Below are 23,324 nucleotides of genomic sequence, written 5' to 3'. Positions count from 1 at the left end.
CGGCGGATAGGTTCTGAAGCGCGCAGTCTGCGTGGCGATGATGGGGTTTCGATGGAGGAACTGTGGAGATACGATGGAGGCAAGCACCTTACGGCCCCGCCCCTGCATGCATGCCTCCCCTGCCCTCGCCGCCCTCGTCCTGATCGTCGAGGATGAGGCCGAGATCGCTGACATTCTCTGCGCCTACCTGGAACGCGAAGGACTGCGCACGCTGCGCGCCGCCGATGGCCACAGCGCACTGGACCTGCACCGCAGCGCCCGGCCCGACCTGGTCCTGCTCGATGTGCAGCTGCCGCGCCTGGACGGCTGGAGCGTGCTGACCCAGCTGCGCCAGCGCGGCGAGACGCCGGTGATCATGCTGACCGCACTGGACCAGGACCTGGACAAGCTGACCGCGCTGCGGATGGGCGCTGATGACTACGTGGTCAAGCCCTTCAACCCGGCCGAGGTGGCCGCGCGCGTGCGCGCCGTACTGCGGCGCACGCTGCGCGCCGCGCGCGTGGACGCACCCACCGCGTTGCGCGTCGGCCCGCTGCTGATCGACTCGGCCACCCACGCGGTGCACGTGGAGGGCGAAGGCTACAGCCACGAAGTGCTGCTCACCCTCACCGAGTTCAAGCTGCTGCACTGCATGGCGCTGGCGCCGACGCGCATCTTCAGCCGCAGCGAGCTGATGCACGAATGCCTGCCGGAAAGCGAAGCACTGGAGCGCACCGTCGACAGCCATGTCAGCAAGCTGCGCCGCAAGCTGGATGAAGTGGGCATGGTCAACGTCCCAGCCAGCGTGCGTGGCGTCGGCTACCGGCTGATGGCCGATCGCTGATGCCCTCCCTGCGCCGCTCCGGGCTGAGCCGCCACATCATCGTTTCGATGTCGCTGATGGTGATCGGCGTCATCGTGATGATGATCCTGTCATCGTGGCTGCTGTACGCGGTGCTGGTCGAGTTCTTCCCCGGCAGTGCCGAGGAGCCGGAAAGCTGGCTGCCGACCGGCCCGGAACTGGCATGGATGGTGGGCGTGATCCTGACCGGGCTGGCGCTGGCCATCGCCGCCTCGTTCCGCCTCGCCCACCGCATCCTGTCGCCGCTGAATTCGCTGGTGGACAGCGTGCGTGCGCTCGCGGGCGGCGACCTGGGTGCACGCGCCAGCGTCGAGGAAAATTCGCCGGGCGAAGTGGCGACCCTGGTCGAGGACTTCAATGCGATGGCGCGCCGCCTGCAGCACATGGAGAGCGAGCGCGCGATGTGGCACGCGGCCATCGCCCATGAGCTGCGCACACCGGTGACGATCCTGCGTGGCCGCCTGCAGGGGCTGGCAGAGGGTGTGTTCCAGCCAGACGAGTCGCAGTTCCGCAGCCTGCTGGCCCAGGTCGAAGGGCTGTCACGGCTGATCGAGGACCTGCGCGTGCTGAGCCTGTCCGACAACGCGCGGCTGGACGTGCGTCGCGCGCGCACCGACGTGGTGGCCGAGGTGCATTCGGTGATGACCCTGGTCGATCCACAGTTCCGCGCCGCCGGCTTCGTGCTTGAGCTGGAAACCAGCCGCGAGGAACACAACGCGCACTGCGACCCGACCCGCCTGCGCCAGGCATTGCTGGCGCTGCTGGAGAACGCGCGGCGCTATGCCAGTCCGGGCAAGGTGCGGATTGCAGTGCATGACACGCCCGGCCATGTGCAGGTGGCGATCGAAGACGAGGGCCCGGGCATCGACCCGGAACTGCACGCGGATATCTTCACCCCGTTCATGCGTGGCGACGGTTCGCGCTCGCGCCAGGGCGGCGGCAGCGGGCTCGGCCTGGCGGTGGTCAAGGCCATCGCCGACGCGCACGGTGGCCGCGTCTACTGCATCCCGGGCAGCGCCGGCGGCAGCCGCTTCGTCATCGAACTGCCGCGCCAGTAGCCGGGCGGGCTGCCTGCGTACGCAGGTGTGCACCGAGTGCGGCCAGATTGGCGTCGATCGCATCCATTTCCTCGCGTTGGCGGATCGGCAGCTGCTGGCGCAGCTGGACGCGCAATGCCTGCCACGCCGGGACCGCCTGCGCACTGGCAGTGGCCACGGCCGCGGACAGCAGCGCCTGCTCGTCGCCCAGAGGCAATCCATAGCCGTCGTCCTGCAGCAGCGTCCCCGGGCGCAGCCACTGCCCGCTCTGCTCCAGCAACCCGCGCAGGCTGCGCGTTTCAGCGCTGTCCGGTGCGGCCAGCAGCTGCCGCTTGAGCACATCGCGTGCGCGCAGCTCGGCGCGCCGCTGCGCGGCCTGTTCCAGCAGCAACAGGCCGGCGCTGGCACGCAGGTCACCCTGCAGCAGCCACGGTGCGCGTTGCTGTGCAGGCAGCTTCAACCAGCCGCGCACATCACGAGCGGGCAAGGCCAGCTGGGCCGCGGCCACTGCGAACAACTGCTGGTAGTGGTCGCGCGCCGAGGCGAAGTAGTAGCCCTGCGCCTGCGCTGCAGTGCGGTCCGCCAGTACCCTCTCGTCGAGCACATCCAGCCGCACCAGTCGCCGCTTCAGGCCGCGCGGACTCAGTTGGGCCAGGCCCGCCTCGCCAAGGCGCGGCACCCCGGCCTGCAGCAGCTTGGCGGTTTCCACCGCGCAGTTGTTGCTGACGAAGTAATAGCGCCCGTCATAGCTCCAGTGCACCTGCGCGGTGCGCTCGAGCAGGCTGGCGATTTCGCTGCGGCCCAGCTGCAGCGGCAGCGACTGCAGCCCGCGCAGCTCGACCTTGGTGTACTCGTCCACCACCTGCTGCAGGGGCAGCACGAACAGCCGCGACGGATAGCCGCCGGTCAGGCCACGCCAGTTGGATATCTGCACGTCGCCCACGAACGCGCGGAACGACAGCACGCGGTGGTACTCCAGGTCCAGGCGGCAGTCCGGCCCAGGTACGCGGCCCGGCTTGCAGACCACCAGCCGCAGCATGCTGTGGCCCCAGCGACTCATCGGCTGCGCACTGCCTTCGGCGAACAGGTAGTCCACCGCGTAGACGCGCGCCGGGTCGAGCTGCAGCAGCGATGCAGCGCCCTCCTCCGATTCGGCCTGGAGCAGGGGCAGCGTCGTGGCGCACCGCGGCCGTGGCAGCGACGGTGGTGTTCCGAAATGCGCCTGGTACCACTGCGCCAACGCGGGCCGCCGGCAGGCGAACTCGCCGTCGAGCACGAAATGCTCGGCATTCACGGCCAGGTACTCGGCCGGGTTCGCCAGTTCATAGACATCCGGGCTGCGATCACGGAAATCGTTATCGCCCCGGCCGAGGTGCCAGGGCCTGCGCTGCCAGCCCGCAAGGTCACGCCATCGCACGCTCTGCGACCAGTTCGCACCGCCACGGTCGGCGACGTGGGTCAGTTCATGCACCAGCGCACTGCGGCGCGCACGGCGGTTGCCGGGCATGCCGTCATCCAGCAGGGTGCGGCGCAACGTAATGCGGCCGGCGAAAGCGCGCCCGTGCACCTCGGCGGGAAGGTCATCACTCCAGCGCACCTGCACCTGAGCCGGCAAAGCGCGCAGCAGGCCTTCCGGCAGCAGGGACTGCACGTCGGCCAGGGTCTGGCTGGCGAGCTGCTGCTGCGCCGGATCGAGACCGGAGGGATCGAGCTGCAGCCGATCAGCCGCGTGGACGGAAGGGATGAGCAGCCATGCCAATGCGGCGATCCACCCGCACCGCCCGTTGTGCTTCCGTAGAGCCGAGCCTTGCTCGGCTGCTGTTGCGATCCGGGTGCGCCGGGCATCCAGCCGGGCATGGCTCGGCTCTGCAGAAAGCGATGACGCCGAGGTCATGCAGCCCGCATCAACGTGCCAGCAGCGCGCGGGCCAGTTCCAGGTCGCTCTGCTGCTGTGCGGCAGCGCTCTGCTCACGCAGGTGGACCAGCGCGGCCTGCAGGCGGGCGCCACGGATCTGGCCGTCGCTGGCGACGAACGCAGCGGCATCGTCGCGCGCGGCCTGCACCACCTTGTCGTCGCCCGAGCTGCTGCCCGAGGAACCGGAGGAGGCACCGGTCGCCGAACCGGCCGAGGTGCCAGCGAAGCTGGAAGCGAAGCCGGCCAGCGGCAGGGACAGCAGGGCGAGCAGCAGAAGCGGACGGGTCATCGGTTCGAAGCCGGTTGTGAAGGTGCGTGGAGCGTAACGGGTACGTGAAGGATTTGCCCGGCTCAGGCGTCGAACAGCTTGCCGGGATTCAGCCGCGCTTGGGGATCGAACGCGCGTTTGACCGCCTTCATGAGCGCGATCTCGGCGCGGCCGCGGGTGCTGTCCAGGTAGCCCTTCTTGACCAGTCCGATGCCGTGCTCGGCCGAGATGCTGCCATCGAAGCGGGCCAGCACCTGCGCCAGCAGCTTGGTCACGTGCTCGCACTGCGCCACGAAGTCGGCGTCGCTGGTGTCGTCCGGCTTGAGCACGTTGATGTGCAGGTTGCCATCGCCGATATGGCCGAACCAGACCACGTCGAAGTGCGGGTAGGCCTGCCCGATCAGTGCCTGGGTCTCGGCCAGGAACGCCGGCATCGCCGAGATCCGCACCGAGACGTCATTCTTGTAGGGCTTGTAGCGCGCCAGCGATTCGGTGATGCCTTCGCGCAGGCGCCACAGCTGGGCGGCCTGGGCATCGCTGGCGCTGATCACACCGTCGCTGACCCAGCCGTTGCCCATGCAGTCTTCGAAGGCCGCCATCGCCGCCGCTTCCTGTGCCTCGTCGTTGGCCGCGAACTCGGTGACGACGTAGTACGGATGCACCTCGCCGAACGGTGCCTGCGCGCCATGCGCCAGCACGTGCTCCAGCGCCCGGTCGGTGAAGAACTCGAAGGCCTGCAGCTGCAGGCGCGCGCGGAACGCGGCGAACACCTGCATCAGCACCTCGAAGCTGGGCACGGCCAGCAGCATCACGTTGCTGGCTGGCGGCGGATCGGTGAGTTTCACTGTCGCCTCGACGATCACGCCCAACGTGCCTTCCGAACCGATCAGCAGCTGGCGGAAGTCATAGCCGCTGGAGTTCTTGATCAGTCCCTTGTTGAGTTCCAGCAGTTCGCCGCTGGCGGTAACCACCTTCAGCCCGGCGATCCACTCGCGGGTATTGCCATAGCGGATCACGCGGATGCCGCCGGCATTGGTGGCGATGTTGCCACCGATCGTGCACGACCCGCGCGCAGCGAAGTCCACCGGGTAGATCAGGCCGTGGTCCAGCGCGGCGTTGTGCACGGCCTCCAGCGGCATGCCGGCCTGCACCACCAGGGTGCGATCGACCGCGTCGTAGGCCAGTGCCTTGTTCATCCGTTCCAGGCTGAGCACCAGCTCGCCGTTGGCGGCCACCGCGCCACCGGAAAGGCCGGTACGTCCGCCGGACGGCACCACGGCCACGTCCTCGCCCGCACTCCAGCGCATCACCGCCTGCACTTCCTCGACCGTGGCCGGCAGTGCGATCGCCAGCGGCGCTGGCGTCCAGCGCCGGGTCCAGTCGCGCCCGTAATGCTCCAGGTCAGCCGGGTCGATCTTCAGCTTCAGGCCGGGACAGGCCTGCTGCAGCGAGGCAATGCGGGAATCGGTCATGACGGTCCAACGCGGTGCGTGAAGACGGGCAAGCGTGCCAGCGGTACGCGCCAGCGTCCAGCCCCGCAGCGATACAGATAGCTACGGATGCAACCAATTGCGCACTGCACCATGGGCGCTTCGATCTGGCATAGTGATCAGCCCCTGTCCCACTGGCCGTGTTGCCCCATGTCGCCGAAGAAGACCTCGTTCCCCAAGCAGGATATCCGCGTACTGTTGCTGGAGGGGGTCAGCCAGACCGCCGTGGAGGTGTTCAGCGCCGCCGGCTACAGCCAGATCGAGGCGCACACCAAGGCACTGCCCGAGGACGAACTGAAGGCGCGCATCGCCGAGGCGCACATCGTCGGCATCCGTTCGCGCACCCAGCTCAGCGCCGAGGTGCTGGCCGAGGCCAAGCGCCTGATCGCGGTGGGCTGCTTCTGCATCGGCACCAACCAGGTCGACCTGGACGCGGCCGAGCTGGCCGGCATCCCGGTGTTCAATGCGCCCTACTCCAACACCCGCAGCGTGGCCGAGCTGGTGATCGCCGAGGCGATCATGCTGACCCGTGGCATTCCGCAGAAGAACGCCGAGTGCCATCGCGGCGGCTGGTCGAAGTCGGCCAGCGGCAGCCATGAAGTACGCGGCAAGACGCTGGGCATCATCGGTTACGGCCACATCGGCACCCAGGTCGGCGTGCTGGCCGAATCGCTGGGCATGCAGGTGATCTTCCACGACGTGGAAACCAAGCTGGCGCTGGGCAATGCCCGTGCTGCGGCGAGCCTGGACGATCTGCTGGCCCGCGCCGACATCGTCACCCTGCACGTGCCGGAGACCCCGGCCACGCAGTGGATGATCGGCAGCACCGAGCTGGCGAAGATGCGCAAGGGCGCGCACCTGATCAACGCCGCGCGCGGCACCGTGGTCGACATCGACGCGCTGGACGCAGCGCTAGCCAGCGGCCACGTCGGCGGTGCCGCGCTGGACGTATTCCCGGTCGAACCGAAGGGCAACGGCGATATCTTCGAGTCGCCGCTGACCCGCCACGACAACGTGATCCTGACCCCGCACGTGGGCGGCAGCACGCTGGAAGCGCAGGACAACATCGGCGTGGAAGTGGCGGCCAAGCTGGTGCGCTACAGCGACAACGGCAGCACGCTGTCGGCGGTCAATTTCCCGGAAGTGACCCTGCCCGAACACGAAGACAGCCTGCGCCTGCTGCACATTCACCAGAACGTGCCGGGCGTGCTGTCCAGGGTCAACGAGATCTTCTCGCGCCACAACGTCAACATCGACGGCCAGTTCCTGCGCACCGACCCGAAGGTGGGTTACGTGGTGATTGACATCACCGCCAGCGAGGCGCAGGCCGCCGCCGTCCGCGACGAACTGGCCGCGATTCCAGGCACGCTGCGGACGCGCATCCTGTACTAGGTAAAAAGGGGACGGAGGGGATTAAGTCGTTTATGCATTAACGACTTAATCCCCTCCGTCCCCTTTTTTCAACGCGCCAGCCAACGGCGCGCCATGCGCTGCATGGATTCATCCGATTCGGGGTCGGCCGCGACCTCGGTCACCGGCCGCCAGGCCAGGTCGAGCGATTCCTCGCTGAGCACGAAGGCCTCGCCCCCCAGCGCCCGTATCACGAAACGCACGTCGTAGTGCCAGTGCCCCGGCACGTCCTTGCGCTCCGGAATCCAGTGCTTGTCCAGATCGAAGATGGCCGGGTCTTCCAGTACCAGGCCGCTCAGGCCCGACTCCTCCTCGGCTTCCTTCAGCGCCACCCGGGCCAGGTCACGGTCGCCGTCGGCGTGGCCGCCCAGCTGCAGCCAGCGCTGCAGCTTGCGGTGGTGGGTCAGCAGCAGGCGCTGGCCATCGGCGCTGACCAGCCAGCAGCTGGCGGTGAAGTGGCCGGCCAGGCGCTCGCGGCGGAACGGATCTTCCGGATCATCCAGCAATGTGCCGAATTCGGCAGCCAGGGCGTCGTGGGCGGGTTCGCGGCGCGCGTAGTCCCGGAGCAGGCCGCGCAGGCGATCGTCAAGCGCGGCAAGGGTTTCGGCGGTCTGGCTCATGAATGGGGGCGGTTCGGAAAAATACTGCTCATTATCGCCGTTCATTGTTGCGATTGCGCTTGTGCGTTGGCTTCAGCTTTGGCTAAGGTACAGCGGGCCGTTCGCACGGCCTTCACCATTCAAGGCAGCCGGCAACGTATCGGCCGCCCACCCCATCCGATCACTAGGAAGTACTGCATGCTGAAAGCTCTGTTGAGGGTCAAGCCGGTCGAGCCGGCCGGGCACGTCGATGCCGGCGAACCCATCGAAGGCAGCCTGGACGGCGAAGCCACGTTGAAACGGACCCTCACGGCTAAACACCTCATCCTGCTGGGCGTGGGTGCGGTGATCGGCGCAGGCATCTTCGTGCTGACCGGCCAGGCCGCAGCCAACCACGCGGGCCCGGCGGTCATGCTGTCGTTCGTGCTGGCCGGTTTCGCCTGTGCGCTGGCAGGCCTGTGCTATGCCGAGTTCGCGGCGATGATGCCGGTCTCCGGCAGTGCCTACTCCTATTCCTACGCCACCCTCGGCGAAGGCATGGCCTGGTTCATCGGCTGGTGCCTGGTGCTGGAGTACCTGTTCGCCTCGGCCTCGGTCGCGGTGGGCTGGTCGGCCTACCTGATCAGCTTCATCACCACCACGCTGCACATGCCCTTCCCGGACATGCTCAGCGCCGCGCCCATCGCCTGGACCGGCAGCGAGTTCGTCTCCTCCGGCAAGCTGTTCAACCTGCCGGCGGTGCTGATCGTGGCGGCGGTGTCCGGCCTGCTGTACGTGGGCGTGACCCAGTCGGCGTTCGTCAACGCCATCATCGTGGCGATCAAGGTCACTGTCATCTGCCTGTTCATCGGCATCGGCGCGGCCCACATTGACCCGGCCAACTGGCACCCGTTTATTCCGGAAAACACCGGCGTGCCGGGTGAGTTCGGCTGGAGCGGCATCTTCCGCGCCGCCACCATCGTGTTCTTCGCGTACATCGGCTTCGATGCGGTCTCCACCGCTGCTGGCGAGACCAAGGACCCGCAACGCAACATGCCGATCGGCCTGCTCGGCTCGCTGGCCGTGTGCACGATCGTCTACATCATCGTCTGTGCGGTGCTGACCGGCATGATGCCGTACCACCTGCTGGGCACCGACAAGCCGGTGGCCACCGCCCTGGAGCCCTACCCGACCCTGTCCTGGCTGAAGACGTTCGTGGAAGTCGGCGCCATCGCCGGCCTGTCCTCGGTGGTGCTGGTGATGATGATGGGCCAGACCCGCATCGCCTATACCATCTCCCGCGACGGCCTGCTGCCGAAGTTCTTCGGCAAGGTCCATGCCCGTTTCCGCACCCCGTACGTCGCCACCATCGTGGTCGGCGTGATCGCCGCCGCGCTGGCCGGCCTGGTGCCGCTGAACGTGCTGGGCGAGCTGGTCTCGATGGGCACCCTGCTGGCGTTTGCCACGGTCTGCATCGGCGTGCTGGTACTGCGCTATTCCAAGCCGGACCTGCACCGCCCGTTCCGCGTGCCGATGGTGTGGATCATCTGCCCGCTCGGTGCGGCCACCTGCCTGTTCCTGTTCTGGCAGGCGTTCGTGGTGCATTGGCACCTGTTCGTTGGCTGGACGCTGCTGGGCCTGCTGATCTACCTGGGCTACGGCATCCGCAACAGCAAGCTGGCCAAGTCGCCCTGATCCGCCTTCGGGCCGGCCTCGCGCCGGCCCGTCCGTTTTCCCGCGCGCCGCCCATGGCGCGCTTCGACAAGACCACCACACATGTTCAAGCAACTGTGGGCCACCAAGCATCCGCATGCCGCCCATGAAGACGCCAACGGCCTGAGCCTGCGTCGCCACCTTGGCCCCTGGGGGCTGACCGCCCTGGGCATCGGCGCGGTGATCGGCGGCGGCATCTTCGTCATCACCGGCCAGGCCGCCGCCAACCACGCCGGCCCGGCGATCATGCTGTCCTTCGTGCTGGCCGCCATCTGCTGCGCCTTCTGCGCGCTGGCCTACGCCGAATTCGCCTCGATGGTGCCGGTCTCCGGCAGCGCCTACACCTACACCTACGCCACCTTCGGCGAGCTCTCGGCCTGGTTCATCGGCTGGATGCTGGTGCTCGAGTACGGCGTCTCCGCCTCGGCGGTGGCGGTCAGCTGGACCGGTTATTTCCTCAGCCTGCTCAGCCAGTTCGACATCCATCTACCGGCGGCACTGGTCAGCGCGCCACTGGACGCGCAGCTGCGCCCCACCGGCGCGATCGCCAACCTGCCCGCCGCCGCACTGGTGCTGCTGCTGACCTGGCTGTGCTACGTCGGCATCAGCAAGTCCTCGGCGATGAACATGGCGATGGTCGTGCTCAAGACCGGCCTGATCGTGCTGGTCATCGTGGTCGGTTGGAAATACGTGGACACCAGCAACTGGACCCCGTTCATCCCGGCCAACGAAGGCCCCGGCAAGTACGGCATGGAAGGCGTGCTGCGTGGCGCGGCGATGGTGTTCTTCGCCTACATCGGTTTCGAGGCGGTATCGGTGGCGGCGCAGGAATCGAAGAACCCGCAGCGTGACATGCCGATCGGCATGATGCTGTCGCTGGTGATCTGCACCGTGCTGTACATCGCGATGGCGGCAGTGATGACCGGCCTGGTGCCGTTCCAGCTGCTGGGCACCGACGAGCCGGTGGTGACTGCCGTGGCCGCGCACCCGCAGCTGGGCTGGCTGCGCTGGGTGGTCGAGGTCGGCGCGCTGGTCGGCCTGTCATCGGTAGTGCTGGTGATGATCATCGGCCAGCCGCGCATCTTCATGATCATGGGCCGCGACGGCCTGCTGCCACCGGTGTTCACCAGGATCCACCCGAAGTACCGCACGCCGCACATCAACACCGTGATCACCGGCATTGGCATCGCGCTGCTGGCGGCGCTGTTCCCGCTGGACATCCTCGGCGAGCTGACCTCGATGGGCACGCTGATCGCGTTCGCCGCAGTCTGCGCCGGCGTGCTGATCCTGCGCCGCACCCAGCCGGACCTGCCGCGCCCGTTCCGCATGCCGATGGCGTGGCTGATCTGCAGCCTGGGCGTGCTGAGCTGCCTGGCGCTGCTGTCGGCGATGACGATGCACAACTGGATGCTGATGGGGGTATGGACGTTCGTCGGCTTCGTGATCTATTTCTGCTACGGGTTCCGGCACAGCCGCCTGCGCGCGAAATAAAGGGATTGCAGGGCCTGCGGCCCTGCACCCGGCTTTGAAGCCGGAGCAACGGCAACGGCAACAGCGGGTCTGAGGGTTTGGCGGGAAGGGGCGAGATTGCGGGGGGCGCTGCACGGCCCACCCGCCCCGCCCCGCCCATGAACCGCTCTACACGACCCGCCACGAGGGGCTCAGCCGCTGGCCGAATCCAGTAAAATCGCCGGCATGAACGCCCCCACCTTCCCGTACGACACCGCGCGCCTGAGCGAACTGGCCCAGCTGCTGATCGACAACGTCCGCGAACTGGCGCACGCCGGCTGGACCCCGGCCACCAGCAGCAATTTCTCCCACCGCCTGGATGACCGCCACGCCGCGATCACCGTGTCCGGCAAGGACAAGGGCCGGCTGATCGAGGACGACATCATGGTGGTGGACTTCGACGGCCTGGCCGTCGGTCGCCCGCTGCGCCCGTCCGCCGAGACCCTGCTGCACACCCAGCTGTACCGCCGCTTCCCGGAAATCGGCTGTGTGCTGCATACGCATTCGCCGGTGCAGACCATCGCTTCGCGCCTGTACGCGCCGCAGGGTCATATCCGCCTGGAAGGCTACGAGCTGCTGAAGGCCTTCGCCGGCAACAGCACCCATGAAATGGCCATCGACGTACCGGTGTTCGCCAACACCCAGGACATGAACGTGCTCTCGGCGCAGGTCGACGACCTGCTCGACCGGCAGAACCTGTGGGGTTACCTGATCGACGGCCACGGTCTGTATGCCTGGGGCCGTGACATGGCCGAGGCGCGCCGCCACCTGGAAGCCTTCGAATTCCTGTTCCACTGCGAGCTCGAGCTGCGCAAGCTGCGCGGCTGAGCCTGCGCGCAGGTGCAGATGCCGATCCGGAATCTGCGCCTCGCCCCCACCCTGCTACCCTGTCTTCCCCCCGAGACGTTCAAGCTGCCGCCATGAGCCGACTGCGCATCTACGACGACACCCGCCCCGAATCGCCGCTGCTGGACACCCAGGACGGCGCGGTCATCGCTGCCGAGCTGCAGAAGATCGGCGTCACCTTCGAGCGCTGGCAGGCCACCGCGCCAGTCGCGCCGGGCGCCAGCCAGGAGGAAGTGTTCGCCGCCTACCGTGCGGACATCGACCGCCTGGTCGCCGAGCGCGGCTTCAAGAGCGTGGACGTGGCCTCGATCGCCCCGGACAACCCGAACCGCGCCGAGCTGCGCAAGAAGTTCCTCGACGAGCACTTCCACAAGGAAGACGAGGTGCGCTTCTTCGTCGCAGGCTCGGGCCTGTTCACCCTGCACGTGGGTGACAAGGTCTATGAGATCGAGTGCGTGAAGGACGACCTGATCGCCGTGCCCGATGGCACCACCCACTGGTTCGATATGGGCGATGAACCGAGCTTCGTGGCGATCCGCTTCTTCACCGAGCCGGACGGCTGGGTGGGTCATTTCACCGGCACCGACATCGCGCAGAAGTTCCCCCGTTACGTACCTACCCAGGCGTCCTGATCCATGCAGCCCCGCGTCATCCTGACCGACATCGAAGGCACCACCAGCAGCATCTCGTTCGTCAAGAACGTGCTGTTCCCCTATGCCCGCAAGGCCTTGCCCGCGTTCGTCGCCGAACATGGCCAGCAGCCGGAGGTCCGCCGCTGGCTGGACGCGGTGGCTACCGAGATCGGCGGCGCCTGCCAGGACAGCCTGGTGGCCGAGACGCTGCAGGGCTGGATTGACCAGGACCGCAAGCACACCGCACTGAAGGCGCTGCAGGGCCTGATCTGGGATGAGGGCTACCGTCGCGGCGACTACACCGCGCACTTCTACCCGGAAGTGGCACCGGTGCTGAAGGGCTGGCATGCCTCCGGCCTGCCGCTGTACGTGTACTCCTCCGGCTCGGTGCCGGCGCAGAAGCTGTTCTTCGGCTTCAGCGATGCCGGTGACCTCAGCCCGCTGGTGTCGGGCTGGTTCGATACCGAGATGGGTGGCAAGCGTGAGGCCGACAGCTACCGCCGCATCGTGCAGGCCATCGGCGTGCCGGCCGGCGAGATCCTGTTCCTGTCCGATGTGGTCGAAGAACTGGATGCTGCCCGCGAAGCCGGCCTGCAGACCCGGCTGATCGACCGCCTGGATGACTACCCGATGCCGCGTACCGGCCAGGCCGCCAACGGCCACGAGCGGGTCGAGAACTTCCAGCAGATCCAGCTGTAAGCAAAATGGTAGAGGCCAACCTTGGTTGGCAGGCTCCTGGTGTGCCAACCAAGGTTGGCACCTACCAAAGCGGGATATCCCTCAACGGTCGTTGAGGGTCTTCACCCTCAGCGCCTCGCGCAGGGTAACCAGATCCACCGGGCCGCGCACCGCGATATCGCGGGTTTCGCCCGGCAACAGGTCCAGCAGGTTGTCTTCGACCTGCACGTCCAGCGCGCCGAAGTCGATCCACGCCGCGCGCACGTACGCCGCGCTTTCCAGCCGCAGTCGATAGTGGTCGCCTTCGATGGACAAGGTGGCCTTGAGCTTCTGCCGCGGCAATACCTGGTCCTTGGCTTCGACGAATCCGACCACCTGCCGTGCGCTCACCGCCCCGTTCTGCAGCAGCTCAAACACCGCCACCGTGCGCTTCGGATCGGCACCGGCCAGCAACTCGGCATCGCGAAAATCACCGATCGAGGTGACGCCCTCCGCCGTCAACGTCACCGCGTCCTCGCGACGACGCAGCACCTTGCCGTCCATGTCGATCACCCGCAGCCGCCAACGTGCATCCAGCGCCGCACCGTCATTGATCAGGCGCACCCGCGTGCTGCCCTCATCGCGCAGCGCGGCTACCGTGACCGGCGCGAAGAAACGCCGCGCGGCGAAGTGCAGCGCCTTCCAGCGGCCGAAATAATCCACGCTGGACCACGAGGCGCCCGGCCAGACATCGTTGAGCTGCCAGTACAGCGAACCCATCGTGTATGGCCGGGAGGCGCGATGATGCAGCGCCGCCAGTGCGATGCCATCGGCCTGCATGACCTGGCTGAGGTAGACGAAGTCCTCGAAGTCCTTCGGCGTGCCGTAACCCAGTTCGATGTAGTGCAGCAGGCGGCTGTTGCCCTCGCCGGCCATGAATTTCTGGTGCGCGCGGATCACCGGGCTGTCGATGCGCTGTTCGGCGCGGGTGGCGATCTGGTCCACCGTCGCCACCGACGGCCACGCCTGCAGCCCGTACTCGGACATGAAGCGCGGCGTCTCACGCAGGTAGGCCTGCACCGGCAGCGCCGGATTGCCCCAGACCTGCCAGTAGTGCTTGTCGCCGCGGGTGGAATCGTTGGCCTTCTCGTCCAGATCGTTGCTGGGCGAACTGGACCAGTACGGTACGCCCAGTCCTTCCTCGCCCACTACCTGGCGCAGGTCGTTGCCGAACAGGTCGACATAGCCCTGCCAGACCTTCACCGCAAATGCCGGGTCGGCCGCCTTCAGGTCACGGCCGTGACCCCAGTCCTTCCAGGCGGTTTCTTCCTCGTTGTTGCCACACCACAGCACGATGCTGGGGTGATGGCGCAGCCGGCGCACGTTGTCGCGCGCCTCGGCCACCACGCTGGCACGGAAGGCCGGATCGTAGCCCGGCTGCATGCCGCCGCCGAACATGAAGTCCTGCCAGACCAGCAGGCCCAGTTCGTCGGCGATGTCGAAGAAAGCGTCGTCCTCGTAGTAGCCACCGCCCCAGTTGCGCAGCATGTTCATGTTGGCGTCGCGCGCGGCGGTCAGCACCTGGCGCAGACGTGCTGCGTCGACGCGTGCGGGGAAGGCATCGAACGGAATGACGTTGGCGCCCTTGGCGAAGATCGGCACGCCATTGATGACGAAGGCGAAGCCCTGCCCGCCCTTGCCGTCCTCTTCGCGGCGCAGTTCGACCGTGCGCAGGCCGATGCGCTGCTCGCGCACCAGCGTTGCGTCGGCACCGCCATCCAGGCGCGCCTGCACGGTATAGCGATCCTGCGCACCATGGCCGACCGGCCACCACCGCTTCGGTTCCGCCAGTTCAATCGGTAGTTCAACCGTGTTCTGGCCGGGCTTCAGCAGCACCGTGCGCTGTACCTGGGCCACGTTGCGGCCCTGCGGATCGCGCACATCCACGTTCACCACCGCGGAGCCGGCCGCTGCGCCCTGCTCCACCTGCAGCAGCACCGCCAGCTTCGCCTGCTCCGCGCTCAATGCATCGGTGCGCACGGCAAGACTGGTCAGGCGGTGCGTATCCCAGGCCTGCAGGTCGACCCCGCGCCAGACCCCGGCGGTGACATAACGCGGGCCCCAGTCCCAGCCGAAGTGGTAGGCCGGCTTGCGCGCGAAGTTTCCGACCATCGCGTCCTTCGGCTCGTCCCCATAGGGCGAAGGATAGTTGCCAGCGATCTTGTGTGGCATTGCCTCCACGCCCGGCAACAGGCTGCGGATTGGCGAACGGAACACGATCTGCAGTTCATTGCCCCTGGCGCGCAGATGCCCTTCCACGCGCGCGCGCCAGGTCCGGTGCGCGTTGTCCGCGCGCAGCAGCGGCTTGCCGTTGAGGCTGACTTCGGCATAAGTGTCCAGCCCGTCGAAGCGCAGTTCGGCATTGGGCTTGGCCAGCATCGCCGCGTCCACGTCGAAGCGCGCGCGGTACTCCCAGGCCGCCAGGCCGATCCATTGCAGCTCCGCTTCGGGCGCACCCACGTACGGGTCGCGGATCAGCGCATGCGCCAGCAGGTCGGTGTGCACGCTGCCCGGCACCGTCGCCGCACGCCATTGCTGCAGGCCTGGATGAGCTGCGCCCTGCGCGTCGCCGGGCAGCATGCGGAACTCCCACTGTGCCTGCAGGGGCGCTGCAGTTGCCGGGAAGGCCGACGTTGCGACCAGCAGCAGGAGCAGACGGACAACGAGGGAAAGACGATGCACGCGGAGCTCCTGTTCTTCCGCCGGGCGTGGCCCGGCGCTACTGATTCCGATTCATCATGCGTATGGCGACACGCGCCTCAACGCACCACGTTCAACACTTCGTAGCACGCGCCCATGGTGTGGTAATCCACCTTGCCGGCCGGGCTCTTCTCGTCGCTGTACTTGCGGTTGTCGGCATCGAGGATGCGGAACCAGGCGCCGAACTGATGGTCGACGAAGTGCTCCCACGCGTACGCCCAGATGCGCTCGTACCACTGCCAGTAGCGGTCATCACCGGTGCGCTTGGCCATCAGCGCGGCAGTAGCCAGCGTTTCGGCCTGCACCCAGAAGTACTTGTCGTCGTCGCAGACGAAGCTGTCGCCGCCAATCGGCGCGCCATCCATGCCCGGCTGCCGGCGCGATTCGGGTGCGAAGCCGTAGTACAGGCCGCCTCGCGCGTCGTCCCAGCTGCGCGCCACGGCCACGTCGAACAGGTGCTGCGCGGTCGGCACCAGCCAGTCGGCCTGCACGTGGCGATCGAGGATCAGCAGCAGCTTGGCCCACTCGGTCTGGTGCCCCGGTTGGAAGCCCCACGGGCGGAACAGGTGCTTGGGGTCGTCCAGGTTGTAGTCCCAGTCGATCTCCCAGTTCTCATCGTAGTGTTCCCAGACCAGCCCGCCGGCCTTGGCCGCTTGGCGGCGGGTCATGTTGTCGGCCAGCTGCAGCGCGCGCTCCACATAGCGCTGCTCGCCACTGGCCTCGAACGCGGCCAGCATCGCCTCGCACATGTGCATGTTGGCGTTCTGTCCACGGTAGCCGGTGAAGTTCCACTGGCCGTCCGCTTCATCCTTGTAGAGCCCGTGCTGCGGCTCCCAGAAGCGCGCTTCCAGCAGCTGCCAAGTCTCGTCCATCCACGCGCGGGCCTGCTCGATGCCTGCCTTCAGCGCGCAGCTGTAGGCCAGCAGCACGAAGGCCACGCCGTAGCAGTGGTTCATGTCGTCCTCGACCTTGCCATCACGCAGGGTCCAGGCGTAGCCACCGGTGGCCGGGTTGCGGTGCACCTCGCGCAGGTAGCGCACACCGTGCTCGACCGCGTCGCGGTACTCGGCATTGCCGAACTCGCGGTAGGCCATCGCGTAGTTGAAGACGAAACGGGTGCTGCTCACCAGGTGGCGATGGCTGGCATCGTAGATGCTGCCGTCATCACGGAAGTAGTGGAAGAAGCCACCGTTGGGATCGATGCAGCGCGGGTGGTAGAACGCCATGGTATCGGCGATGTGGGCGCGCAGGAACGCGGGCGAACGGAAATCGGGCGAGGTGCTCATGCGGTAATGTCCTGTGCCTGCAGCAGCTGCTGCACTTCATCGAGCGAGGGCATCGCGGCGAACGCGCCCTTGCGGGTAACAGCCAGCGCGCCGACCGCAGCGCCGAAGCGCAGCGTGGCGGTGATCGCCTCGGGGTCCTGGCAGAAGGCGGTAAAACCGGCACCGGCCCCGCCGCGCTCCAGCAGGCCGACCAGCACGCCACCGACGAAGGCATCACCGGCCGCCGTGGTGTCGACCGTGGCCACGCGGAAGCTGGTGACGGTGCCGTGGTTGTCGCGGGTGTACCAGTGCAGCGTGGCTGCACCATCGGTGACGATCACCCAGCGCGCCCGCGCGGCCAGCAGGCGCCGCAGCACCGCCGCCTCGCCATCGGCGCCCAGCGGCGCGGCCAGGTAGTCCAGCTCCTCGCGCGACAGCTTGACCAGGTCGGCGCGTTCCAGCGCCTGCCACAGGCGCGGCGTCGGGTCCTCGTTCGCCGGCCACAGGGCAGGACGCAGGTTGAGGTCCAGGCTGACCACCGCACCAGCAGCGCGGGCACGGTCCATGCCGGCAAAGGTCGCCTCGGCGATGGCCGGCTCGGTCAGGCTGTTGGAACAGACGTGGAAGCATTGCGCGCTGTCGAGGCACGCCGCCTGGAAGTCGCTGTCACGGAACAGCAGGTCAGCCGCCGGCGGGCGGTAGAAACTGAAGCTGCGCTCGCCATTGGCATCCAGGGCCACGAAGGCCAGTGCAGTCTTGGCCGCGTCGGTACGCACGATGTAGTCGGTACCCACGCCATGCTCGACCAGGCTGTCGGCCAGGAAGTCACCGAACATGTCGCGGCCCAGCATGCCGACGAACTGGGTCTTCGCACCCAGCCGCGCAGCCGCCACCGCGACGTTGGCCGGCGCCCCACCGGCGTACTGCAGGAACGCACGCGGGGTGTCGGCCGAGGCCGGCGGCTGTGCTAGTAGATCGATCAAAATTTCGCCGAAGCAAACGATGGCACCCATTCCGGACTCAGCCTCCCTGCGTTGCGGAGGCCGGCGTACGCGCGCCGACCAGTCCGTAGAAAATGATGTAGCCGTAGCACAGCAGCGGCAGGATGAAGCTGGCCTGCACGCCGATGTGGTCGGCCAGCACGCCCTGCAGGTACGGCACCACGGCACCGCCGACGATGGCCATGATCAGCAGGCTGGACCCCTTGTTGGTCAGCGGGCCGAGGCGCTCGATGCTCAGCGCGAAGATGGTCGGGAACATGATCGAGTTGAACAGGCCGATGGCCACCACCGAGTACAGCGCGACGTTGCCGGAGGTCAGCATGGTGGTGACCAGCAGCGCCACGTTGACCAGCGCGAAGATCGCCAGCAGACGGCTGGGCGAGAAGCGCGCCAGCAGCGCCGAACCGGCGAAGCGGCCGATCATCGCCATCGTCCAGTAGGCAGACACGTAATGCGTGGCCTGCTGCTCGCTGAAGCCACCGATGTTCGGCATCGACAGGTAGTTGACCAGGAAGCTGCCAATCGACACTTCGGCGCCGACGTAGAAGAAGATGCCCAGCACGCCCAGCAGCAGGTGGCGCTTGCGCAGCGCATCCAGGTAGCTGTGGTGGTGGCCCTGGTCGGCCTGCTCGGTGGCGTCGCTCAGCGCCGGAAGGCGGAACAGGAATACGAACAGCGCCAGCAGCACCAACGCCACCGCCAGGCCCACGTACGGACCCTGCACAGCCTGCGCCTCGGCGGCACGGTAGGCCAGCTGCTCGGCGGCCGGCAGCGCCGCGATGTCGTCAGCGCTCTTGACCGTGTTGGACAGGATCAGCATGCCGCCGAAGATCGGGGCGATGGCCGTGCCCAGCGAGTTCAGCGCCTGCGCCAGGGTCAGGCGGCTGGAGCTGGTCTGCTCCGGGCCCAGCAGCGCGACATAGGGGTTGGCGGCCACCTGCAGCACGGTAATGCCGGTGGCCAGCACGAACAGTGCGCCGAGGAAGGCGCCATAGACGCGCAGTTCGGCCGCCGGCCAGAAGCCCAGCGCGCCGATGCCGGCGATCACCAGGCCGGCGACGATGCCTTTCTTGTAGCCCAGCGCCGCCACCAACCGCCCCGCCGGCAGCGACATCAGGAAATAGGTGCCGAAGAAGGTGAACTGCACCAGCATCGCCTTGGCGTAGTTCAGTTCGAACACCGCCTTCAGGTGCGGGATCAGGATGTCATTGAGGCAGGTCAGGAAGCCCCACATGAAGAAGATCGTGGTGACGACAGCCAACGCCTTGCCGTTGGTGACGGCGGGTGCGTTGCCCGAGGAACCCGATGGACGGGGCGTTGCGGAGATCGGCATGCGGTACGCGCCTCGATGCGCGGAAGGTCGTTGTTGCGTGGAAGGGGTGTATGAAAGGAATCAGTTCGGTCGCGCAGCACTGCTTTCGCGGATGCGCAGCTGCACCGGCGCGACCGTGCGCCGTGGCGGCGCATCCGGTTCGTCCAGCCGTTGCAGCAGCAGCGCGGCCGCTTGCCGGCCACGCTCGCGCGGGTCGGCAGTGAGCGTGGTCAACGGTGGCACCGCCACCGCAGCCTCGGAAATGTCGTCGAAACCAGTAACGGCAAAGTCGCCACCGGGACGGATGCCACGCGAGTTCAAGCCCAGCATCAGGCCCAGCGCGACGGTGTCGTTGTAGCAGACCGCCGCACTCGGACGATGGCCATCGGCAAACAGTTCATCGGTGCGCGCTGCTGCTTCCAGGCGGTTCGGCGCCGACTCGATCATCCAACCCGGCGGCAGCGACAGCCCGGCCTCGGCCAGCGCCTGCTGGAAACCGGCGCGGCGCTGGTGGCAGGAACTGGATGCGGCGTGGCCGCCGAAGAAGGCGATCTGGCGATGGCCGCGCTCGATCAGGTGGCGCGTGGCCAGATAGGCGCCGTGCTGGTTGTCCAGGGTCAGGAAGTCCCAGTCAGCCCCGGCCAGTTCACGGTTGAACAGCAGCACGTTGGCATTGGCGCCCAGCGCCTGCCGCAACTGCGCGGTGTCGCTGCCCTCGGCCGGCGACAGGATCAGGCCGGCCGGGGTGTGCTCCATCAGCGTGGACAGCACGGCCTGCTGGCGCTCCGGCGATTCCCCGGTGCTGCCCAGCAACGTCACGTAACCGCGCCCGCCCAGTGCCTCGTCCACGCCGGACGCGAATTCGGCGAAGAACGGGTTGGACAGGTCGTTGATCACCAGCGCGATGCTCGACGAGGTGCGCCGGCGCAGGTTGGCCGCCGCGCGGTTGTAGACATAGCGCTGGCGGCGCAGCTCGGCCTCGACCTTGGCGCGGGTATCGACATTGACCAGCGGGCTGCCGCGCAGCACCAGCGACACGGTTGCCCGTGACACGCCGATCGCACGCGCGATGTCGGTCACCGTCACCGCCTTGCCGGCGCGCTTGCTGGGACTGCTGCCGTTGTCGTTCATCGTCTTCCCGGACTCCGCTGGAGGCTCAAGCCTAATGGATCAGGGCCGTGTCGTGCCGTGCCGTTCGCTGGGTCACCGCGAACGGCACAGTCCGGCTCAGCGCAGCTGGCTGCCCGGTGCCGCGCACCAGGATACCGGCAGGTCCTTCACCGCCGTGCCCCAGCCCTGCTCCGGCACCTTCGCATCCAGCGCAAAGCGCACGCGTGGGCCCTGCTGCAGGCGGTTCCAGTCCAGCCACACCGGTGCATGCGCCTGGCCATCGACCTGCACGCCCTGCACATACTGCAGGCGGCGGCCATCGGCGCCCGGCGCGTCGATGCGCAGGGTGCGGCCATTGCCCATGTCCACTTCCACCTTGCTGAAGCGCGGGGTGTGCAGCAGGAACTGGCCGCTGCCCGGCACCGCCGGGTACACGCCGATGGCACTGAACAGGTACCAGGCCGACATCGTGCCGAGGTCATCGTTGCCGGTCACACCGTTGGGGGCATTGGTGAACAGCTGCTGCGCCGCACGCACCACGGCCGCGGTCTTCCACGGCTGGCCGATCAGCGTGTACAGCCACGGCGAGTGCAGGTCCGGCTCGTTGTTCGGGTTGTAGCGGAACTGGTTGTAGTAGCTGTACGGCCCGACCACCCACGCCTTGCGGGCGGCATTGAGCGGATCGGCCTGCAGCGCGTCCATCGCGAAGAACGCATCGAGGCGGCGGCCCGCCTGCTCGCGGCCGTCCATCGCTTCGACCAGGCCCGGCACGTCCTGCTGCGCCAGCCACTGGTACTGCCACGCCGTGCCCTCGTGGAAACCGTGGTGCGAACGCGGGCTGTAATGGCCGTCGGACGGGGTGTACCACTGGCCGTCCTCGGTACGCGGGCGCGGGAACCCGGTGAAGCCGGTCTCGGCGTCGCGCACCTGCGGGTCCCACACCTTGCGCCAGTTGCGGCCGCGCTCGCGCAGCGTCGCCGCATCCTGGGCATGGCCCAGGCCGTCGGCCATCTGCGAGAGCGCGCAGTCGGCCAGCGCGTACTCCAGCGTGGCCGAACCACCGTGGTGCGGATCGACGTCCATGCCCTTGGACGGGAACGCGCGGTCGTAGACCACGTAGCCCTTGTCCAGGTAGGTCGGGTTGCCGGAGCGGCCGGCCATGCGCGAGTTCAGCGGCGGCGTGCCGAAGGCATTGCGGCGCAGCGCATCCCAGGCCTGCGATTCACGGCCCTTGAGTGCACCGAAGCGCCACAGGTCGACCATGAACGGGGTGACCGGATCGCCGGTCATGATGTTGGTTTCGAAGTTGGCATAGCCCCAGCGCGGCAGCCAACCGCCCTGCTCATCGATCGCCAGCAGGGTGCGGCCGATGTCGCGCGCCACGTCCGGACGGGTCAGTGCCAGCCACTGGTTCTGCGCGCGATAGGTATCCCACAGCGAGAAGTACTCGTAATAGGTCCAGCCATCGGCACGGTGGATGCCATCGTCATAGCCGCGGTAGCGGCCATCGGCATCGTTGCCGGTCATCGGCTGCAGCAGCGCGTGGTAGACCGCGCTGTAGAACACGGTGCGGTCATCGGCGGTGCCGCCCTGCACGCGTACACGGCCCAGCTGCTCACGCCAGGCCTGCTGCGACAGCGCGCGCATGCGGTCGAAACCGAGCAGCGACCCACCCTGCATGCCCTCGGCACGCAGGTTGGTGCGCGCGCCTTCGGCATCCACGTGCGAGATCGCGCTGACCGCCGTCACCGACTGGCCCTTGGCCAGGTCGAAGCTGAGCCAGGCACCGTTCGGCTTCTGCTCGCCTTCCATGCTGTGGCGCGCGCCCGGCAGGCCGCCGCCCTCACCCCAGGTGCCATGCGCCTTGAACGGACGGTCGAACTCGATGCGGAACCAGGTGGTGTACTGATGGCCGCCGCAGAAACTCTTGGTAACCAGCTTGCCCTCGACCACGCGGTCGCCGACCACATCGACCACGCTGCCGATCACCGAATGGCGCTCGTTGGCCTGGCCGACATTGACCAGCACGTGGCCATCGCCACTGCGCTGGCTGAAGGTGTAGCGCTCGGCCGCGGCACGGGTACGCGCGGTCGCCTCGGCATCGATGCCGCCGTAGCTGGTCAGCCGCACCTTGTAGTAGCCGGCCTGGCCGACCTCGCCATCGTGGGTGTAGGACGCAGCGTAGGCCTTGTGGTCGAACTGCTTGGCGTTGCCGGTATCGAAATCGCCGCCCGGACCGATCGAGCCCGTCACCGGCAGCACCGACACCTGGCCGCCCTGCTCCCAGCAGCCGGCACCGGAGATGAAGGAGTGGCCGAAGCCACGGATCTTCTCGTCGTCATAGCGCCAACCCGAATAGTGGCTGCCGATCGGGCTGACCTGGATCAGGCCGAACGGTGCCGACGCACCCGGGAACGTGTTGCCGTCGTCCTTGCTGCCGATGAAGGTATTGACCTCCCGCTCCAGCGCTGCCGGTGCGGCCTGCAGCAGCATCGGCACCGCCGACAGCGCGATCAGGCAGGCCAGGCGCACCAGCGGGCGCGAGGATGATGGGACGGCGGGAGCGGACGGCACTGGACGCATGTCGGGTTCCTGTAGTCGATGACGCAGAGACAGACGGCCCGGGCCTTCCGGCACCCTTCCGCTGAGCTCTGCCTGGACCGGCAGAAGGCTCCCCCTGGAATGACGCCCGACCCACGTGACCGTGGATTTAGATCGATTCAAGTAGAGCATGCAGGTTCAGCCGAATGCATTCTGCGGCGCAGCATGAGGGGGTATTCGGCAGGGCTGCGCCCTGCACCCGCGGGTAGTGCCGGCCGCTGGCCGGCAACCTCAGACGCAACAGCCAAAGCAACAGCAAAAGCCGGCGATCCGTGGAATGGCGGGGTGGGTACGGGTGCGAGGGACGCCCGAAAACCCACCATTGGGGGGTGGGAGCCGCCTACAAGCCCCCGACACCCCCCCAACCCCGCCCACCCCC

At 67.6% G+C, this 23,324-nt stretch carries 18 protein-coding genes; 8 read left to right on the top strand and 10 right to left on the bottom strand.

Annotated features, from left to right (window positions below; genetic code table 11):
* Positions 1-106: 106 nt before the first annotated feature.
* Together AC5JLE_RS09605 and AC5JLE_RS09600 are read left to right on the top strand one after the other, a co-directional pair.
* Positions 107-823 carry a response regulator gene (locus AC5JLE_RS09605; protein WP_014646978.1) on the top strand — a complete coding sequence of 239 codons (717 nt, stop codon included), beginning with the start codon at positions 107-109 and terminating at the stop codon, positions 821-823.
* Positions 823-1,899 carry an ATP-binding protein gene (locus AC5JLE_RS09600; protein WP_014646977.1) on the top strand — a complete coding sequence of 359 codons (1,077 nt, stop codon included), beginning with the start codon at positions 823-825 and terminating at the stop codon, positions 1,897-1,899. Before AC5JLE_RS09605 ends, AC5JLE_RS09600 begins: the two co-directional genes overlap by 1 nt.
* Here AC5JLE_RS09600 and AC5JLE_RS09595 read toward each other — a convergent pair.
* The 3 genes from AC5JLE_RS09595 to AC5JLE_RS09585 all read right to left on the bottom strand — a co-directional run bounded on the left by AC5JLE_RS09595 (position 1,877) and on the right by AC5JLE_RS09585 (position 5,533).
* Positions 1,877-3,772 carry a DUF7844 domain-containing protein gene (locus AC5JLE_RS09595; RefSeq protein ID WP_440579850.1) on the bottom strand — a complete coding sequence of 632 codons (1,896 nt, stop codon included), beginning with the start codon at positions 3,770-3,772 and terminating at the stop codon, positions 1,877-1,879. The genes AC5JLE_RS09600 and AC5JLE_RS09595 overlap by 23 nt on opposite strands.
* A 10-nt stretch (positions 3,773-3,782) precedes the next feature.
* Positions 3,783-4,082, bottom strand: a complete 300-nt coding sequence (locus AC5JLE_RS09590) for a DUF2388 domain-containing protein (RefSeq protein ID WP_049408767.1) — start codon at positions 4,080-4,082, stop codon at positions 3,783-3,785.
* 62 nt (positions 4,083-4,144) lie between these two features.
* The gene (locus tag AC5JLE_RS09585) at positions 4,145-5,533 is read right to left on the bottom strand and encodes a D-2-hydroxyglutarate dehydrogenase (protein WP_164167367.1); all 1,389 of its coding nucleotides are present in this window, start codon (positions 5,531-5,533) and stop codon (positions 4,145-4,147) included.
* Positions 5,534-5,701: 168 nt separating this feature from the next.
* Between AC5JLE_RS09585 and serA the strand changes: the two genes are divergently transcribed.
* Positions 5,702-6,943, top strand: coding sequence for a phosphoglycerate dehydrogenase (gene serA / locus AC5JLE_RS09580; RefSeq protein ID WP_005416356.1), 1,242 nt, complete (start codon positions 5,702-5,704; stop codon positions 6,941-6,943).
* Positions 6,944-7,011: 68 nt separating this feature from the next.
* Here the strand turns inward: serA and AC5JLE_RS09575 are convergent, their stop codons facing one another.
* On the bottom strand, positions 7,012-7,626 hold the full coding sequence (locus tag AC5JLE_RS09575) for an NUDIX hydrolase (protein WP_080354567.1): 615 nt from the start codon (positions 7,624-7,626) through the stop codon (positions 7,012-7,014).
* Positions 7,627-7,758: 132 nt separating this feature from the next.
* Between AC5JLE_RS09575 and AC5JLE_RS09570 the strand changes: the two genes are divergently transcribed.
* The 5 genes from AC5JLE_RS09570 to mtnC all read left to right on the top strand — a co-directional run bounded on the left by AC5JLE_RS09570 (position 7,759) and on the right by mtnC (position 12,938).
* On the top strand, positions 7,759-9,234 hold the full coding sequence (locus AC5JLE_RS09570; protein WP_014646972.1) for an amino acid permease: 1,476 nt from the start codon (positions 7,759-7,761) through the stop codon (positions 9,232-9,234).
* An 81-nt stretch (positions 9,235-9,315) separates the two neighbouring features.
* On the top strand, positions 9,316-10,743 hold the full coding sequence (locus AC5JLE_RS09565) for an amino acid permease (RefSeq protein WP_032957969.1): 1,428 nt from the start codon (positions 9,316-9,318) through the stop codon (positions 10,741-10,743).
* Between the two features lie 204 nt (positions 10,744-10,947).
* A complete protein-coding gene (locus AC5JLE_RS09560; RefSeq protein WP_041863375.1) occupies positions 10,948-11,589 on the top strand; it encodes a methylthioribulose 1-phosphate dehydratase in 642 nt (213 codons plus the stop codon).
* Positions 11,590-11,681: 92 nt separating this feature from the next.
* Positions 11,682-12,239 (top strand): 1,2-dihydroxy-3-keto-5-methylthiopentene dioxygenase, encoded by a 558-nt coding sequence (locus tag AC5JLE_RS09555; RefSeq protein ID WP_005409451.1) that lies wholly within the window; start codon positions 11,682-11,684, stop codon positions 12,237-12,239.
* A gap of 3 nt (positions 12,240-12,242) precedes the next feature.
* Entirely contained in the window at positions 12,243-12,938 is a 696-nt protein-coding gene (mtnC, locus tag AC5JLE_RS09550) for an acireductone synthase (protein ID WP_049408764.1), read from the top strand.
* A gap of 81 nt (positions 12,939-13,019) precedes the next feature.
* Here mtnC and AC5JLE_RS09545 read toward each other — a convergent pair whose 3' ends face one another.
* From AC5JLE_RS09545 to AC5JLE_RS09520, 6 genes are all read right to left on the bottom strand, one after another.
* Complete coding sequence (locus tag AC5JLE_RS09545) at positions 13,020-15,638, bottom strand: beta-mannosidase (RefSeq protein WP_099476084.1); 2,619 nt, start codon at positions 15,636-15,638, stop codon at positions 13,020-13,022.
* 77 nt (positions 15,639-15,715) lie between these two features.
* On the bottom strand, positions 15,716-16,942 hold the full coding sequence (locus AC5JLE_RS09540; protein WP_049408762.1) for an AGE family epimerase/isomerase: 1,227 nt from the start codon (positions 16,940-16,942) through the stop codon (positions 15,716-15,718).
* Positions 16,939-17,934, bottom strand: a complete 996-nt coding sequence (locus tag AC5JLE_RS09535; RefSeq protein WP_049418919.1) for a carbohydrate kinase family protein — start codon at positions 17,932-17,934, stop codon at positions 16,939-16,941. The genes AC5JLE_RS09540 and AC5JLE_RS09535 overlap by 4 nt, the downstream gene beginning before the upstream one ends.
* 7 nt (positions 17,935-17,941) lie before the next feature.
* Positions 17,942-19,255, bottom strand: coding sequence for an L-fucose:H+ symporter permease (gene fucP / locus AC5JLE_RS09530; protein WP_014646965.1), 1,314 nt, complete (start codon positions 19,253-19,255; stop codon positions 17,942-17,944).
* 60 nt (positions 19,256-19,315) lie between these two features.
* Positions 19,316-20,365, bottom strand: a complete 1,050-nt coding sequence (locus tag AC5JLE_RS09525; protein WP_014646964.1) for a LacI family DNA-binding transcriptional regulator — start codon at positions 20,363-20,365, stop codon at positions 19,316-19,318.
* 96 nt (positions 20,366-20,461) lie between these two features.
* Positions 20,462-22,927, bottom strand: a complete 2,466-nt coding sequence (locus tag AC5JLE_RS09520; RefSeq protein ID WP_049418917.1) for a GH92 family glycosyl hydrolase — start codon at positions 22,925-22,927, stop codon at positions 20,462-20,464.
* Between the last annotated feature and the right edge of the window lie 397 nt (positions 22,928-23,324).

The organism is Stenotrophomonas sp. (assembly GCF_059505245.1).
This window is presented reverse-complemented; position numbering and strand designations above follow the sequence as displayed.